The organism is Bartonella sp. B1098, assembly GCF_944896145.1.
Lineage (GTDB): Bacteria > Pseudomonadota > Alphaproteobacteria > Rhizobiales > Rhizobiaceae > Bartonella.
Window position 1 is genome coordinate 243109 of record NZ_CALYLP010000003.1, and the last position, 14815, is coordinate 257923.

The 14815-nt window shown below is 40.9% G+C and carries 19 protein-coding genes and 1 pseudogene; 5 read left to right on the forward strand and 15 right to left on the reverse strand.

Annotated elements, in window-relative coordinates:
* Positions 1-2 precede the first annotated feature (2 nt).
* From rpmC to rpsL, 14 genes are all read right to left on the reverse strand, one after another.
* A complete protein-coding gene (gene rpmC, locus NNJ85_RS05440) occupies positions 3-203 on the reverse strand; it encodes a 50S ribosomal protein L29 (RefSeq protein WP_005773277.1) in 201 nt (66 codons plus the stop codon).
* A 12-nt stretch (positions 204-215) separates the two neighbouring features.
* Positions 216-629: a 50S ribosomal protein L16 gene (gene rplP / locus NNJ85_RS05445; RefSeq protein ID WP_005773276.1), complete on the reverse strand. Its 414-nt coding sequence runs from the start codon at positions 627-629 to the stop codon at positions 216-218.
* Positions 630-665: 36 nt separating this feature from the next.
* Entirely contained in the window at positions 666-1376 is a 711-nt protein-coding gene (rpsC, locus tag NNJ85_RS05450) for a 30S ribosomal protein S3 (protein WP_005773275.1), read from the reverse strand.
* Complete coding sequence (gene rplV / locus NNJ85_RS05455; protein ID WP_254474263.1) at positions 1376-1765, reverse strand: 50S ribosomal protein L22; 390 nt, start codon at positions 1763-1765, stop codon at positions 1376-1378. The genes rpsC and rplV overlap by 1 nt, the downstream gene beginning before the upstream one ends.
* Before the next feature lie 2 nt (positions 1766-1767).
* On the reverse strand, positions 1768-2046 hold the full coding sequence (gene rpsS, locus NNJ85_RS05460; protein ID WP_004855734.1) for a 30S ribosomal protein S19: 279 nt from the start codon (positions 2044-2046) through the stop codon (positions 1768-1770).
* Between the two features lie 15 nt (positions 2047-2061).
* Positions 2062-2895: a 50S ribosomal protein L2 gene (rplB, locus tag NNJ85_RS05465; RefSeq protein WP_254474265.1), complete on the reverse strand. Its 834-nt coding sequence runs from the start codon at positions 2893-2895 to the stop codon at positions 2062-2064.
* 21 nt (positions 2896-2916) lie between these two features.
* Complete coding sequence (locus tag NNJ85_RS05470; RefSeq protein ID WP_005773270.1) at positions 2917-3210, reverse strand: 50S ribosomal protein L23; 294 nt, start codon at positions 3208-3210, stop codon at positions 2917-2919.
* The gene (gene rplD / locus NNJ85_RS05475; protein WP_254474268.1) at positions 3207-3827 is read right to left on the reverse strand and encodes a 50S ribosomal protein L4; all 621 of its coding nucleotides are present in this window, start codon (positions 3825-3827) and stop codon (positions 3207-3209) included. Before rplD ends, NNJ85_RS05470 begins: the two co-directional genes overlap by 4 nt.
* 2 nt (positions 3828-3829) lie before the next feature.
* Entirely contained in the window at positions 3830-4567 is a 738-nt protein-coding gene (rplC, locus tag NNJ85_RS05480; RefSeq protein WP_254474269.1) for a 50S ribosomal protein L3, read from the reverse strand.
* Between the two features lie 27 nt (positions 4568-4594).
* The gene (rpsJ, locus tag NNJ85_RS05485; RefSeq protein WP_005773267.1) at positions 4595-4903 is read right to left on the reverse strand and encodes a 30S ribosomal protein S10; all 309 of its coding nucleotides are present in this window, start codon (positions 4901-4903) and stop codon (positions 4595-4597) included.
* Positions 4904-4964: 61 nt separating this feature from the next.
* Positions 4965-6140 carry an elongation factor Tu gene (tuf, locus tag NNJ85_RS05490; RefSeq protein WP_005773266.1) on the reverse strand — a complete coding sequence of 392 codons (1176 nt, stop codon included), beginning with the start codon at positions 6138-6140 and terminating at the stop codon, positions 4965-4967.
* 63 nt (positions 6141-6203) lie between these two features.
* Complete coding sequence (gene fusA, locus NNJ85_RS05495; RefSeq protein ID WP_254474271.1) at positions 6204-8288, reverse strand: elongation factor G; 2085 nt, start codon at positions 8286-8288, stop codon at positions 6204-6206.
* A 24-nt stretch (positions 8289-8312) separates the two neighbouring features.
* Positions 8313-8783 (reverse strand): 30S ribosomal protein S7, encoded by a 471-nt coding sequence (rpsG, locus tag NNJ85_RS05500; protein WP_005773264.1) that lies wholly within the window; start codon positions 8781-8783, stop codon positions 8313-8315.
* A gap of 18 nt (positions 8784-8801) precedes the next feature.
* A complete protein-coding gene (gene rpsL / locus NNJ85_RS05505) occupies positions 8802-9173 on the reverse strand; it encodes a 30S ribosomal protein S12 (protein WP_005773262.1) in 372 nt (123 codons plus the stop codon).
* A 500-nt stretch (positions 9174-9673) separates the two neighbouring features.
* Between rpsL and xth the strand changes: the two genes are divergently transcribed.
* From xth to NNJ85_RS05530, 5 genes are all read left to right on the forward strand, one after another.
* Positions 9674-10456 (forward strand): exodeoxyribonuclease III, encoded by a 783-nt coding sequence (gene xth / locus NNJ85_RS05510; protein WP_254474274.1) that lies wholly within the window; start codon positions 9674-9676, stop codon positions 10454-10456.
* Between the two features lie 123 nt (positions 10457-10579).
* Positions 10580-11485, forward strand: coding sequence for a transporter substrate-binding domain-containing protein (locus tag NNJ85_RS05515; RefSeq protein ID WP_254474276.1), 906 nt, complete (start codon positions 10580-10582; stop codon positions 11483-11485).
* 140 nt (positions 11486-11625) lie between these two features.
* Positions 11626-12378, forward strand: a complete 753-nt coding sequence (locus NNJ85_RS05520; RefSeq protein WP_254474277.1) for an amino acid ABC transporter permease — start codon at positions 11626-11628, stop codon at positions 12376-12378.
* Positions 12379-12380: 2 nt separating this feature from the next.
* Complete coding sequence (locus tag NNJ85_RS05525; RefSeq protein WP_254474280.1) at positions 12381-13097, forward strand: amino acid ABC transporter permease; 717 nt, start codon at positions 12381-12383, stop codon at positions 13095-13097.
* A gap of 11 nt (positions 13098-13108) precedes the next feature.
* Positions 13109-13855, forward strand: coding sequence for an amino acid ABC transporter ATP-binding protein (locus tag NNJ85_RS05530; RefSeq protein ID WP_305883490.1), 747 nt, complete (start codon positions 13109-13111; stop codon positions 13853-13855).
* Positions 13856-13959: 104 nt separating this feature from the next.
* On the opposite strand, the pseudogene NNJ85_RS05535 reads toward NNJ85_RS05530, so the two are convergent.
* A pseudogene (locus NNJ85_RS05535) lies at positions 13960-14751 on the reverse strand (tetratricopeptide repeat protein).
* Positions 14752-14815: the final 64 nt, after the last annotated feature.

Below are 14815 nucleotides of genomic sequence, written 5' to 3' on the forward strand. Positions count from 1 at the left end.
CCTTAAACCTTACTTTCACTTACCTTTTGACGAAGAAAAGTCTTAATGCGCGCAATATCACGACGAACTTGTCTAACACGTGCAGTCTTTTCTAATTGACCTGTTGCTTTTTGAAAGCGTAAATTAAATTGTTCTTTCTTTAATTTAGCCAACTCATCTTTCATTTGGTCGAGCGTTTGCGCCCGTAATTCTCTGGCTTTCATCGCTTAACCTCTTTATTCAGCAATCCGCTGGATGAAACGCGTTTTGATAGGCAACTTTGCAGCACCCAACCTCAAAGCTTCACGTGCAACATCTTCAGGAACCCCATCAAGCTCAAACATGACGCGCCCAGGAGCAACACGTGCAGCCCAATAATCAACACTTCCCTTACCTTTACCCATACGAACTTCCGTTGGTTTAGATGTAACCGGAAGATCTGGAAAAATGCGAATCCACACACGACCAGAACGTTTCATATAACGTGTAATCGCACGACGTGCCGCTTCAATTTGACGAGCAGTAACCCGCTCCGGCTCAACAGCCTTCAAACCGTAGGCACCGAAATTTAAATCCGTACCACCCTTCGCAACACCGTGAATACGGCCCTTGAACTGCTTACGGAACTTTGTGCGCTTTGGCTGCAACATTGTTCTCTACTCCAAATTTTAGTTCAATCTCAAAAACTAAGCATTCTCGCGGCGACGATTCGATGAAGAACCAGATTGATCAGCTTCCGTAGCACGACGTTCTGAAGCCATCGGATCATGTTCAAGAATCTCACCCTTAAAGACCCAAACTTTAATACCACAAATACCGTAAGCGGTCTTAGCTTCTGCTGTACCGTAATCGACATCAGAACGCAAGGTATGAAGTGGAACACGACCTTCACGATACCATTCCATACGCGCAATTTCAGCACCACCAAGACGACCAGAACAATTGATACGAATACCTTCTGCACCAAGACGCATAGCAGACTGAACAGCACGCTTCATGGCACGACGAAAAGCAACACGACGCTCTAACTGTTGAGCAATTGATTGTGCAATAATCGTCGCATCAATCTCTGGTTTACGAATCTCTACAATATTCAACGAAGTCTCAGCATTAGTCATTTCTGAAAGCTTACGACGAAGCTTTTCGATATCAGCACCCTTTTTACCGATAATCAAACCAGGACGTGCAGAATGAATCGTAACACGACACTTTTTATGAGGGCGTTCAATCACAACCTTAGAAATCGCTGCCTGTTTAAGTTCTTCAAGCACATAAGAACGAATTTTCAAATCTTCATGAAGAAGACGCCCATATTCACCACTATCAGCATACCAACGAGAATCCCAGGTCCGATTAACACCCAGACGAAGTCCTATTGGATTGATCTTCTGACCCATTATGCGGCCTCCACTTTTTCGCTAACTTCACGAACAATAACAGTAAGATGTGAAAATGGACGCTCAATTCGACTCGCACGCCCGCGACCACGAACATGAAAGCGCTTCATCACGATCGACTTACCAACATAAGCTTCTGCTACAACAAGCGAATCAATATCAAGATCGTGGTTATTTTCTGCATTTGCAATCGCTGATTCAAGCGTTTTTTTCACAGTAGCAGCAATACGTTTACGCGAAAATGTTAAATCAGCAAGCGCCACATTAACTCTTTTACCACGAATCATTGCAGCAACCAAATTAAGCTTCTGCGGACTAACACGAATTGTTCGTGTGACAGCCTTTGCTTCATTATCTTCAAGCTGGCGCGGAACCTTAGCTTTTCCCATTCCTACTTCCTCTTCGCTTTTTTATCGGCACCATGACCATAATAAGTCCGGGTAGGAGCAAACTCACCAAACTTATGTCCAACCATCTCTTCAGAAACAGAAACAGGAATATGCTTATTGCCGTTGTAAACACCAAAAGTTAAACCAACAAATTGCGGCAAAATAGTAGAGCGACGACTCCATATTTTTATAACTTCATTGCGCCCACTTGCACGTACCTTCTCTGCTTTACCAAGAAGATAGCCGTCAACAAACGGACCTTTCCAAACTGAACGAACCACTTCAGACTACCTTTCTTATTTCTTGCGCTGATGACGCGTACGCATAATAAACTTATCAGTGGCTTTATTGGAGCGCGTACGCTTACCTTTTGTAGGTTTACCCCAAGGAGACACTGGATGACGTCCCCCCGATGTACGACCTTCACCACCACCGTGTGGATGATCAACGGGATTCATTGCAACACCACGAACATGTGGACGCTTACCACGCCAACGTGACCGACCCGCCTTACCATCATTAATATTCCCATGATCAGGATTTGACACAGCACCAACAGTTGCAAAACAGCTGCTAGAGACCAAACGCTGTTCTCCAGAATTAAGACGAAGAATAGCCATTCCTTGATCACGCCCAACCAACTGTGCATAAGTACCAGCTGAACGTGCGATCTGCCCTCCTTTTCCTGGCTTCATTTCAACATTATGAATAATTGTGCCTACCGGCATATTACCAAGGGGCATAGCATTCCCTGGTTTTACATCAACATTTGAACCAGCTATAATAGAATCTCCAACACCAAGACGTTGTGGTGCAAGAATATAACTTAATTGTCCATCCTCATAGCGAATGAGTGCGATAAAAGCAGTGCGATTAGGATCATACTCTAAACGCTCAACTTTCGCTGAAACATCACGCTTAAGACGCTTAAAGTCGACAAACCGATAACTCCGTTTATGACCACCACCCTGAAAACGAGCGGTAACACGACCACGATTATTACGCCCACCCTTTGAAGACAAACCTTCCGTTAACATCTTTACGGGTTTTCCCTTATAAAGACAAGAACGATCCACAATGACAAGCTGACGCTGCCCAGGTGTCATTGGATTAAATTGCTTAAGTGCCATTATTCCTATCTCCGAGCCTCTTTAAAGACCTGTCGAAACGTCGATAGTCTGACCACTGGCCAGAGTTACGATCGCTTTTTTGACATCACTCTGCCGACCAACAATACCTTTAAAACGTTTCACTTTACCCTTACGAACGATCGTGTTAACTGCTTTCACTTTTACGCTAAAAAGCGCTTCAACAGCAGCCTTAATTTCAGGTTTTGTCGCTTTCGGCGCGACATTAAAAGCAACTTGATTATATTCAGAAATCATAGTCGACTTTTCAGTAATAACTGGACTAATAATTACATCATAATGGCGAAGATCTGTCATTTAAAACGCTCCTCAAGAGCCTCAACAGCTGCCTTTGATAAAACAAGTTTGCTGCGACGCAAAATATCATAAACATTAATTCCCTGAATGGGCAAAATATCAATATTAGGGATATTCGATGCTGCACGAGAAAAGTTAATATCAATCTCTTTACCACCAATCAACAGAGCATTATTAAAGCCAAGTTTAGAAAAATGAGAAACAAGCTTTTTCGTTTTAGCATCTTTAACAGTCAACTCATCCACAATAATTAAATCTTTTGCTTTTAATTTTGCAGATAAAGCAAGACGTAACCCAAGAGCACGAATCTTTTTAGGAAGATCATGCGCATGGCTACGAACCACCGGCCCATGTGCTTTACCCCCACCTCGAAACTGTGGTGCACGTGCAGATGAATGTCGAGCACGCCCAGTTCCCTTTTGTTTAAACATCTTTGCCCCCGTTCGTGACACATCAGATCGCCCTTGGGACTGATGCGTTCCCTGTTGACGACGAGCAAGCTGCCAACGAACAACACGTTGTAAAATGTCCTCACGCGGAACAAGATCAAAGATAGATTCAGAAACTTTTAATTTACCAGCTTCATTGCCATCAAGTGTTTTAATTACAAGATCCATTATTAGGCTCCCTCAATTTCAGAGGTTTCCGTCACCGGAGTAACCATTTCTGTTTTCTCCTTCACAAGACGGCGAATACCAGCAGGCTTTGGAACATTATCAGGAAGAGGTTTCTTCACGGCATCTCTTACCAAGATCCAGGAACCCTTCGAACCAGAAACAGCACCACGCACTAAAATTAAACCACGTTCAATATCAGTGGAAATAACTTCAATATTTTGTGTTGTTACACGCACCTGCCCCATATGGCCAGCCATTTTTTTCCCTTTAAATACTTTACCAGGATCTTGGCACTGTCCCGTAGAACCATGTGCACGATGTGTAATCGAATTACCATGGGAAGCACGATGCCCGCCAAAGTTGTGCCGTTTCATAACACCAGCAAACCCCTTACCAATACTGGTACCAGTCACATCAACTCTCTGTCCTGGAACAAAATGTTCCACTGTAATCTCTGTACCGATATCAAGAAGATTATCGGGGCTCACACGAAACTCTGCTATTTTGGCTTTAGGCTCAACAGAAGCCTTAGCAAAATGTCCACGAAGAGCTTGTGAAGTATTCTTAACCTTAGCAAAGCCTACACCTAATTGAACAGCAGTATAACCATTCTTTTCAACTGTACGCTGAGCAACGACTTGACAATTCTCCAAACGAAGTACTGTCACCGGCACATGCTCACCAGCATCATTATAAATACGGGTCATGCCCAGCTTCTGTGCTATTACACCTGAACGCATCGGGTCTGTTCCTTCTGTCCTCAAACCTCAGAGCTTAATTTCTACATCCACACCAGCAGAAAGATCGAGCTTCATAAGCGCATCCACTGTTTGCGGCGTTGGATCAACAATATCAAGAAGACGCTTATGCGTACGCATTTCAAACTGCTCACGACTCTTCTTATCGATATGCGGTCCACGATTGACCGTAAATTTCTCAATCCGCGTCGGAAGCGGAATAGGACCACGGACATTTGCACCAGTCCGCTTAGCAGTCGATACAATCTCACGTGTCGATGTATCAAGAATTCTATGATCAAACGCTTTCAAGCGAATGCGAATATTTTGACTGTTCATGCTCTTTATTTCCCTGTCATATAAAACGCCTTCAATAATTAAGGCGCTCAACAAGCATTATTTATTCAATGATCTTAGAGACGATACCGGCACCAACAGTACGACCACCTTCACGAATAGCAAAACGAAGCTTCTCTTCCATCGCTATCGGCACAATCAGTGACACATCCATCGCAACATTATCACCGGGCATAACCATTTCCGTTCCCTCTGGAAGCGTAACAATACCCGTAACATCCGTCGTACGGAAGTAAAACTGTGGACGATAATTCGTGAAAAACGGCGTATGACGCCCCCCTTCATCTTTCGTCAAAATGTAAGCCTCGGCTTTAAAACGTGTATGAGGGGTAACAGACCCAGGCTTCGCCAATACCTGACCACGCTCAATCCCTTCACGATCAACACCACGAAGTAGCGCGCCAATATTATCACCAGCTTGACCTTGGTCTAAAAGCTTGCGGAACATTTCAACACCTGTCACCGTCGTCTTAGATGTTGGACGAATACCGATAATCTCAATTTCCTCGCCAACTTTAATAACACCACGCTCAACACGACCCGTAACAACCGTTCCACGTCCCGATATCGAAAATACATCTTCTATCGGCATCAAGAATGGTTGATCAACAGGACGTTCAGGGGTTGGAATATAATTATCAACCTCACTCATCAAAAGACGAACCGCATCTTCACCAATGCTTTTATCCTTGTCCTCAAGGGCAGCTAACGCAGAACCTTTTACAATTGGGATTTCATCTCCTGGAAAATCATATTTGGATAAAAGTTCCCGAACCTCAAGCTCTACAAGTTCCAAAAGTTCCGCATCATCAACTTGATCAACTTTATTGAGGAAAACAACAATCGCTGGAACTCCAACCTGACGAGCAAGCAAAATATGCTCACGGGTCTGTGGCATCGGACCATCAGCTGCAGAAACAACCAAAATGGCACCATCCATCTGCGCTGCCCCTGTGATCATATTTTTCACATAATCTGCGTGTCCAGGACAGTCAACGTGGGCATAGTGACGGCTTTCCGTTTCATACTCAACGTGTGCTGTAGAAATGGTAATACCACGGGCACGTTCTTCTGGTGCTGCATCAATTTGGTCGTATGCTTTAAACTCACCAAAAAATTTCGTAATCGCCGCTGTCAATGAAGTCTTCCCATGATCAACGTGACCAATCGTACCAATATTAACATGCGGTTTCGTTCGTTCAAATTTGCTCTTCGCCATTTGAGCTCTCCATTTTCCGTCCAAGCCAAGGACTAAGTTAAAAATTAATTTACCAACCTGAAATTACGCGTATTTCTTTTGAATCTCCAAAGCAACAGCCGAAGGGACAGGCTCGTAATGATCAAACTGCATCGTATACTGCGCACGCCCCTGGCTCATAGAGCGAAGAGTATTCACATAACCAAACATATTTGCCAATGGAACCATCGCATTCACAACTGTTGCAATACCGCGCGCTTCAGTTCCTGAAATCTGCCCCCGACGAGAATTGAGATCACCAATAACATCACCAACATAATCATCTGGTGTAACAACCTCCACCTTCATGATTGGTTCAAGAAGCTGTGCACCAGCCTTCTTTGCTCCATCACGAAAAGCCGCACGAGCAGCAATCTCAAAAGCCAATACAGACGAATCAACATCGTGATAACCACCGTCAATGAGTGTCGCCTTTACGCCAAGCATAGGAAATCCCGCAAGAGGACCTGACCCCATAACACTTTCAATCCCTTTTTGAACGCCCGGAATATATTCTTTAGGAACAGCACCACCAACAATCTTCGATTCAAAAATAAAATCATCACCTTCATGAGGCTCAAAAATAATCTTTACACGAGCAAATTGACCAGCACCACCCGATTGTTTTTTATGGGTATAATCAATTTCCGCCATTTTAGTAATTGACTCACGATAAGCAACCTGAGGCTGCCCAACATTTGCCTCAACCTTAAACTCACGCCGCATACGATCAACGATAATATCAAGATGAAGTTCACCCATTCCAGCAATAATAGTCTGACCTGACTCCTCATCCGACTTAACGCGAAATGAAGGATCTTCCGCAGCCAAACGATTAAGAGCAATACCCATTTTTTCCTGATCTGCTTTTGTTTTTGGTTCAATTGCAATTTCAATAACAGGTTCTGGAAATTCCATCCGCTCCAAAATAACAGGCTTCAAAGGATCACAAAGCGTATCACCTGTTGTTGTCTCCTTAAGACCAGCAAGAGCAACAATATCACCAGCAAATGCCTCTTCAATATCCTCACGAGAATTTGAATGCATTTGAAGCATACGTCCTAAACGCTCCTTCTTCTTCTTCACAGTATTCTCAAGAGAAATACCTTTGTGAACCTTACCAGAGTAAATACGGCAGAAAGTCAACGAACCAACAAAAGGATCATTCATAATTTTAAAAGCAAGCATAGAGAGCGGAGCTTCATCAGAAGATTCGCGTGTCGTCTCAGCCTCAGTCTTCACATCAATACCCTTAATCGCCGGAATATCAACCGGAGAAGGAAGATAAGAAACGACAGCATCCAAAAGCGGTTGAACACCTTTGTTTTTAAAAGCTGTACCACAAAGAACAGGATGAAATTGAACCTCTACAGTTCCCTTACGAATGAGAGAAACAAGTTGCTCGTTGGTTGGCATAACACCTTCCAAATAAGCCTCCATAGCAGCCTCATCGACCTCCACAGCCATTTCAATGAGTTTTTCGCGATATTCTTCAGCCTTTTCCTTTAAGCCAGAAGGAATTTCACTTATCACTGCTGAGGCACCAATAGAACCATCCCACTTTAAAGCCCTCATCTCAACAAGATCGACAACACCTTCAAAGTCATTTTCAGCACCAATCGGCAACTGCAAAACAAGCGCCTTAGCCCCCAACCGAGAACCAACCATTTCTACACTACGATAGAAATCAGCCCCTATTTTATCCATTTTATTAACGAAAACCATGCGCGGAACACGATATTTCTCAGCCTGCCGCCAAACAGTTTCCGTCTGAGGCTCAACACCAGCATTCGCATCCAATAATGCTATCGCCCCATCAAGAACACGCAAAGAACGCTCAACCTCAATAGTAAAATCAACGTGCCCTGGCGTATCAATGATATTAAAGCGGCGCTTGCGACCATCACGCCCTTCCCAAAACGTCGTCGTCGCAGCAGATGTGATGGTAATGCCACGCTCTTGCTCCTGCTCCATCCAATCCATCGTAGAAGCACCATCATGAGTCTCACCGATTTTATGATTCTTACCCGTATAGAACAGAATACGTTCAGTCATCGTAGTCTTACCGGCATCAATATGCGCCATAATACCAAAGTTACGATAATCTTCAATTTTATATTCGCGAGCCATTATATTTGCCTTAGTTTAAAACTTCTACCAGCGATAATGTGAGAATGCACGGTTAGCTTCAGCCATACGATGAACATCTTCACGCTTTTTCACGGCAGAACCGCGATTATTAGCCGCATCCATGAGTTCACCCGATAAACGCTCAATCATCGTCGTCTCATTCCGCCCACGCGCCGCCGAAATCAACCAACGAATAGCAAGAGCCTGACGACGATCAGGACGAACATCAATCGGAACCTGATAAGTAGCCCCCCCAACACGACGAGAACGAACCTCAATATGAGGAGCAACATTCTCTAAAGCCCGATGAAAGAGATCTACTGGATCTGTTTTTACTTTCTTCTCTACAGAATCAAGCGCACCATAAACAATACGCTCTGCAACTGATTTTTTACCATCAAACATAATGGCATTCATAAATTTTGTAATAACCAAATCACCAAATTTAGGATCTGGATTAATTTCACGCTTTTCTGCTCTATGACGACGGGACATTGGCTTTGTCTCCCAATATTACTTTGGACGCTTCGCGCCATACTTTGAACGACGCTGTTTACGATTCTTAACACCTTGGGTATCAAGCAAACCACGAATAATGTGATAACGAACCCCTGGTAAATCTTTCACACGACCACCACGGATCATCACAACAGAGTGCTCTTGAAGATTATGTCCCTCTCCAGGAATATAACCAATCACTTCAAATCCATTCGTCAAACGAATTTTAGCAACTTTACGAAGAGCCGAATTAGGCTTCTTCGGCGTTGTTGTATAAACACGCGTACAAACACCACGCTTCTGTGGATTCGACTGCAGAGCAGGAACCTTATTACGTTTAACTGGCGCCACACGCGGCTTGCGAATCAACTGGTTTACGGTAGGCATGGAACCTTCCTCTTTTCGATTTACATTCGTCTCACCCAATCGGGCTTTTCTATTTATCTCCACCCACACCAACAAAATTGGTGTAGATGTCTTACTCTACACACAAAATCGGGCACAGCTGCTAAAAACAGTCTACCCGATCATAAGCAGAGAAGGCAACAGCCTTTTGCACTAGCATTTGCTTTTAATCTTTTCAGCACCCGTCTGAAGGACCTTTTGGATTATATCCAAAACAAAAGATCATTTCCACATCGGTTACGTTCGTGTCTAATAGCGAGAACACAGACATTCGTCAAGAACTAAACAGCAGAAAGTTTTCAAAAATGAAAATAAATTAAATTTTAAAACTTTAAATTTGCCTTTTTTGCTTTTTGGGGGTCTCTTGATAAATCAATTTACCATAGTAATATCGCCCTATAAATAAAAAACAATAATGTGACTGCGATAAAATATTAACGCAGCAAATTAAATTGTATATTTGATATCGAATGATGAGCACCATGAAAATAGCAACGTGGAATATTGCCGGAATAAAAGCACGACATGAAACATTATATCAATGGCTACAGCAAAATCAGCCAGATATAGTCTGTCTACAGGAAATTAAAAGTACTGATGAAAATTTTCCACGTGATGCAATTGAAAATCTAGGTTACCATATAGAAACACACGGACAAAAAAATTTTAATGGCGTTGCAATTCTTTCTAAAAAAACACCGGATGAAGTAATCCGTCGATTACCAGGCAACGATAATGATGAACAAACACGTTACATTGAAGCCGTTTATTCAACAAACAAAGGTGTTGTACGTATTGCCTCTCTCTATTTGCCAAATGGAAATCCTATTGAGAGTGAAAAATATTCCTATAAAATGGAATGGATGGAAAGGTTATATGCACATGCAAAATCATTGCTTGCGTATGAGGAGCCCCTTGTTCTAGCCGGTGATTATAATGTCATCCCTACCCCACTCGATGCAAAAAAACCTCAAGAATGGAATCAAGATGCCTTATTTCTTCAAAAAACAAGAAAAGCATTCCAGCGTATCCTTCATTTAGGTCTTTACGATGCTATCCGAAATGTCACCGATACACCCTCCTTCAGTTTTTGGGATTTCCAAGCTGGAGCATGGCCTAAAAATAATGGGATTCGCATTGATCATTTACTCTTATCACCAGAAGCAGTTGATCACCTTATTTGCGCTCATAGTCAAACAGAAGTAAGGGGATACCCAAAACCATCCGACCATGTTCCTGTCTGGATTCATCTTAATATCAATTAAGAAAGTATAACTCTCACCTCATAAGACAACAAAAAAATTCCACTTAGAAGAATAACTATGCTACACCGTTCAAACAGTATATCTTAAGTAACTAAAATAAAAATCAATGAATGGAGGACATAAATGAAGAAATCATTGTTAATGTTTATTGCAGCAGCAGCCATTGGGCTTACAAGCGTCGCGCATGCTGAAAATGATACGCTTGAAAAAATTAAACAAACAGGGGAAATCACTTTAGGTGTTCGTGAATCATCTGGTTTGGCCTACGCCCTTGGTAATAATAAATATGTAGGCTTTCATACAGAAATGGCAGAACGTATCATTGATGATATCTCAAAAAAAATTGGTAAACCGATTAAAATTCATTATCTTCCCATCACATCTCAAAATAGAATTCCCCTCTTAAAAAATAAGACCTATGATTTTGAGTGCGGCTCAACAACAAATGATATTGCACGCAGCAAAGAAACAGCATTTGCTTATACAACATACGTTGAAGAGGTGCGAATTGCCGTCAAGAAAAACTCTAACATTAAATCTCTTGATGATTTAAATGGAAAAACAGTTGCAACAACCACCGGTACAACATCTGTTCAACTTATTCGTAAAAACAAACGTGCAAAAAACATTCACTTTAAGGTCATCAAAGGAAAAGACCACGGAGATAGCTTCTTATTACTCGAATCGGGTCGTGCCGATGCATTTGTTATGGATGCCTCAATTCTTGCAGGACATATTGCAAAATCAAAAAATCCATCGGATTTTGTCATTCTTGACACCGTGCTTTCAGTTGAACCCATCGCCTGCATGCTGAGATTACATGACAAACAATTTGAACAAGCAATCAATGATAGTATCCTACGTCAAATTAAAGACGAATCACTTGAAAAGCTTTATAATAAGTGGTTTATGAAACCGATTCCGCCTGCAAATACTGTTATGAACCTTCCCTTATCAAAACAAACAAGATATGCTTGGGATCACCCAAACAATAAGCCTCGGGAAAGCTACACAGAAAAAGATTTATAGAATTTGAAAAGAAGAACCACACTCTTTAAAAATTGAGTGTGGTTTATATTTTAGTTCACTTTTTAATAAATTCTGCTTATGTAGATACGCTTAATTTATTGTCCTATTTGTGAATGACTGATTTGAGGGAATATCAATTAATGGACTTTTCTTTCCTTTGTAGAGATGACCTTACTCAAACACTGGTAACGGGATGCTTGGGCACGCCCGGCGTAAGTCATACCTATTTAGACACACTTCTTGATGGCTTAAAAAATACGGTTATATTGTCCATCACTTCACTTATATTAGCTATATTTTGTGGTGTTATTATAGGAACGATGCGCACTTTACCTAAAACATCCATCATCAATTGTGTCGTTCGCACGATTGGGACTATTTGGGTAGAAATTATGCGTAATATTCCCCTTCTTGTACAGGTGTTTTTATGGTATTTTGTTGTTCCTAAGATTTATCCACCAGCGATGAATTTTTCCCCTATTCTCTTAGTAACATACGCGTTGGGGTTCTTTACATCGGCACGTATTGCAGAACAGGTTCGTTCAGGCATTGAAGCGATTTCTTCAGGACAACGCTATGCTGCTATGGCAATGGGGTTTACAACTTATCAAAGTTATCGCTATATCATATTACCACGTGCTATTCGTACAATTATGCCGCCGCTTACTTCAGAGGCAATGAGTATTGTAAAGAATTCGTCTATAGCATTCGCCGTTTCAATAAATGAGCTCATGCAATTTCAATACCAAGCAATTGAAGAAATAAGCCATGTTTACGAAAACTATTTGCTTGTTACGATTCTTTATATTCTTATAGCCTTATTCGTATTCATTGTAATGACAGTCATTGAACAAATGCTCAAAATCCCTAATTTTCAAACAAAGGGAAATTGAATATGATAAATTTCATAAGCTCTCAGTTTGGACTTTATTTTCCTTTCAATTTTTCCGACTTTGATTTTTCCTTTTTTACCTTTGATGTATTTTGTTCTTATATTTTATCAGGTTTACTCTTTAGCGTTTTTCTAACGCTTTTTGCAACGATATTGGGATTTGTTTTCGGCACACTTTTAGCAATGATGCGCCTTTCTTCCATAAAACTTCTTTCTTGGGTTGCAATCGTTTACATAACAGCGATGCGTTCAATACCACTTGTGATGGTTATCTTATGGTTTTTTGTGCTTCTGCCTTTTTTAACGGGGACATCTATCGGCGCCAATAAATCAGCACTTATTACCTTTACCGCATTTGAAACGGCTTATTTTGCTGAAATTATGCGTGCTGGTATCAATTCGGTTCCGCAAGGACAAAAATATGCAGGACAAGCTCTTGGGATGACATATTGGCAAAGTATGTACATTGTCATTCTTCCTCAAGCCTTTAGAGATATGCTTCCAGTCTTTTTAACACAAGTTATTATCCTTTTTCAGGATACAACCCTTGTTTATGCTATCAGCGGTCATAGCCTTTTGAATGGTTTTGATATTGCTGCTAATAATTTTGGTGTAAAGCAGGAAGCTTATATTTTAGCAGCTATTTTTTATTTTGTTATCTGTTTTACACTGTCACAAATCGTTTTGTATTTACAAAAAAAAGTATCCATTATTCGCTAACAGGAAAAAAAATGTCTACTCATATGATCGAAATAAAAAATGTTTCTAATTGGTATGGCGAAATTAAAGTTCTTAAAAACTGTACAACCAATATTAACAAAGGAGAAGTTGTTGTAGTTTGTGGGCCATCAGGCTCAGGAAAGTCAACACTCATTAAAACAATTAATGCTCTTGTTCCTTTTCAAAAAGGTGAAATTTGGATTGATGGAACACCAGTTCATTCAAAAAAAACGAATCTGCCTAAATTGCGCAGCCATGTAGGAATGGTCTTTCAGCACTTCGAGCTTTTTCCTCATTTATCTGTCACAGAAAACTTGACAATTGCACAAATCAAAGTCTTAAAACGAAGCAAAAAAGAAGCACTTGAACGTGGTTTGTTGTATCTTGAACGCGTTGGCCTCATTGAACATAAAGACAAATATCCGGGACAACTTTCTGGAGGGCAACAACAGCGTGTTGCTATTGCGCGTGCCTTAACCATGGATCCACTTGTTATGCTTTTTGATGAACCAACCTCTGCTCTAGATCCTGAAATGGTAGGTGAAGTACTTGACGTCATGATCAGTTTAGCAGAAGAAGGTATGACGATGATTTGTGTAACCCATGAAATGGGATTTGCACAAAAAGTCTCAGAGCGTGTTATTTTCATGGATCAAGGAACAATTCTTGAAGACTGTTCATCTAAAGAGTTCTTTTCTAATCCGCAATCTAGAACACCAAGAACACAAGAGTTTTTGTCTAAAATCCTAAGTCATTAGCTTGATATCATCGCAACAAGCTCTCTCTACTATAAACTTGAACACAAAAAATAATAGAATTTAATAACGAATAAGAGAATGTAAAAAATATTACCATCAGATAGTTAAAAGTTCTTATTTTTTAAAATATCAGCAACCAGTGAAATTGCTGTACGTCTCTCAAATTCATTACAAAGAGCAAAGGCCTTTTCTTGCAAAGGGTAAATCTAATTTTTGTCTCTTACGTCAGCTTTTTCATAGGCTGCAGTTAACATTGCCGTCCCGCGAATGATTTTTCCTTCTTGAATCAGCATATTTCCAAGCATCGCTTGGGCAGAAGAATTTCCTTTTTTTGCTGAAAGTTGAAACCATTGTGCTGCTTGTATAAGATTCTTCTCCTTTCCCTCTCCCTTTAAAAATATTTTTCCTAATTGATATTGAGCTTTAGGATTTCCATAGTTCACCGCAGCCTGCATATAAAGACGAGTCGCATAAGAGAGATTAGGTTTCACAGGCAATTGAGGAATACCTTTTTTTATATACCCAGCAAGCCTAACCAATGTATCAGAAACATAACTTTGATCCTCTGAGCCAAGATCTGTACCTTTTTCAACGATGTATGCAAAAAAATGATAGGCCTTGTAATCATCTTTAGGGACACCATCACCGTTTGCGTAAATAGAGCCAAGTTTCCAATTAGCACCAATATGACCTCTCTTAGCGGCACAACGTAGCGCTGAAATAGCCTGATTGATCTGTCCATTTTTATAAGCAAACATGCCACGTTTCAAAAAATAAAACGAACCATCATGCACTTCCTGCAAACTATTAACATCTATGGCATAAACAGTCGAAAAAAATCCCCCTAACGTCACAATAATCGTAGCTTTCTTCCATATCTGCAATTGATTGACCATTTCCCCCCCCCTCTCAATGTTAATTGTTCTATCTATTACAAATTTCTTTGTAGATCTTTAAACG

Excerpts from the sequence above, each read along its gene's own strand:
- rpmC (WP_005773277.1), bottom strand. The coding sequence starts at position 203 with ATGAAAGCCAGAGAATTACGGGCGCAAACGCTCGACCAAATGAAAGAT.
- rplP (WP_005773276.1), bottom strand. The coding sequence starts at position 629 with ATGTTGCAGCCAAAGCGCACAAAGTTCCGTAAGCAGTTCAAGGGCCGT.
- rpsC (WP_005773275.1), bottom strand. The coding sequence starts at position 1,376 with ATGGGTCAGAAGATCAATCCAATAGGACTTCGTCTGGGTGTTAATCGG.
- rplV (WP_254474263.1), bottom strand. The coding sequence starts at position 1,765 with ATGGGAAAAGCTAAGGTTCCGCGCCAGCTTGAAGATAATGAAGCAAAG.
- rplB (WP_254474265.1), bottom strand. The coding sequence starts at position 2,895 with ATGGCACTTAAGCAATTTAATCCAATGACACCTGGGCAGCGTCAGCTT.
- NNJ85_RS05470 (WP_005773270.1), bottom strand. The coding sequence starts at position 3,210 with ATGACAGATCTTCGCCATTATGATGTAATTATTAGTCCAGTTATTACT.
- rplD (WP_254474268.1), bottom strand. The coding sequence starts at position 3,827 with ATGGATCTTGTAATTAAAACACTTGATGGCAATGAAGCTGGTAAATTA.
- rplC (WP_254474269.1), bottom strand. The coding sequence starts at position 4,567 with ATGCGTTCAGGTGTAATAGCACAGAAGCTGGGCATGACCCGTATTTAT.
- rpsJ (WP_005773267.1), bottom strand. The coding sequence starts at position 4,903 with ATGAACAGTCAAAATATTCGCATTCGCTTGAAAGCGTTTGATCATAGA.
- tuf (WP_005773266.1), bottom strand. The coding sequence starts at position 6,140 with ATGGCGAAGAGCAAATTTGAACGAACGAAACCGCATGTTAATATTGGT.
- fusA (WP_254474271.1), bottom strand. The coding sequence starts at position 8,288 with ATGGCTCGCGAATATAAAATTGAAGATTATCGTAACTTTGGTATTATG.
- rpsG (WP_005773264.1), bottom strand. The coding sequence starts at position 8,783 with ATGTCCCGTCGTCATAGAGCAGAAAAGCGTGAAATTAATCCAGATCCT.
- rpsL (WP_005773262.1), bottom strand. The coding sequence starts at position 9,173 with ATGCCTACCGTAAACCAGTTGATTCGCAAGCCGCGTGTGGCGCCAGTT.
- xth (WP_254474274.1), top strand. The coding sequence starts at position 9,674 with ATGAAAATAGCAACGTGGAATATTGCCGGAATAAAAGCACGACATGAA.
- NNJ85_RS05515 (WP_254474276.1), top strand. The coding sequence starts at position 10,580 with ATGAAGAAATCATTGTTAATGTTTATTGCAGCAGCAGCCATTGGGCTT.
- NNJ85_RS05520 (WP_254474277.1), top strand. The coding sequence starts at position 11,626 with ATGGACTTTTCTTTCCTTTGTAGAGATGACCTTACTCAAACACTGGTA.
- NNJ85_RS05525 (WP_254474280.1), top strand. The coding sequence starts at position 12,381 with ATGATAAATTTCATAAGCTCTCAGTTTGGACTTTATTTTCCTTTCAAT.
- NNJ85_RS05530 (WP_305883490.1), top strand. The coding sequence starts at position 13,109 with ATGTCTACTCATATGATCGAAATAAAAAATGTTTCTAATTGGTATGGC.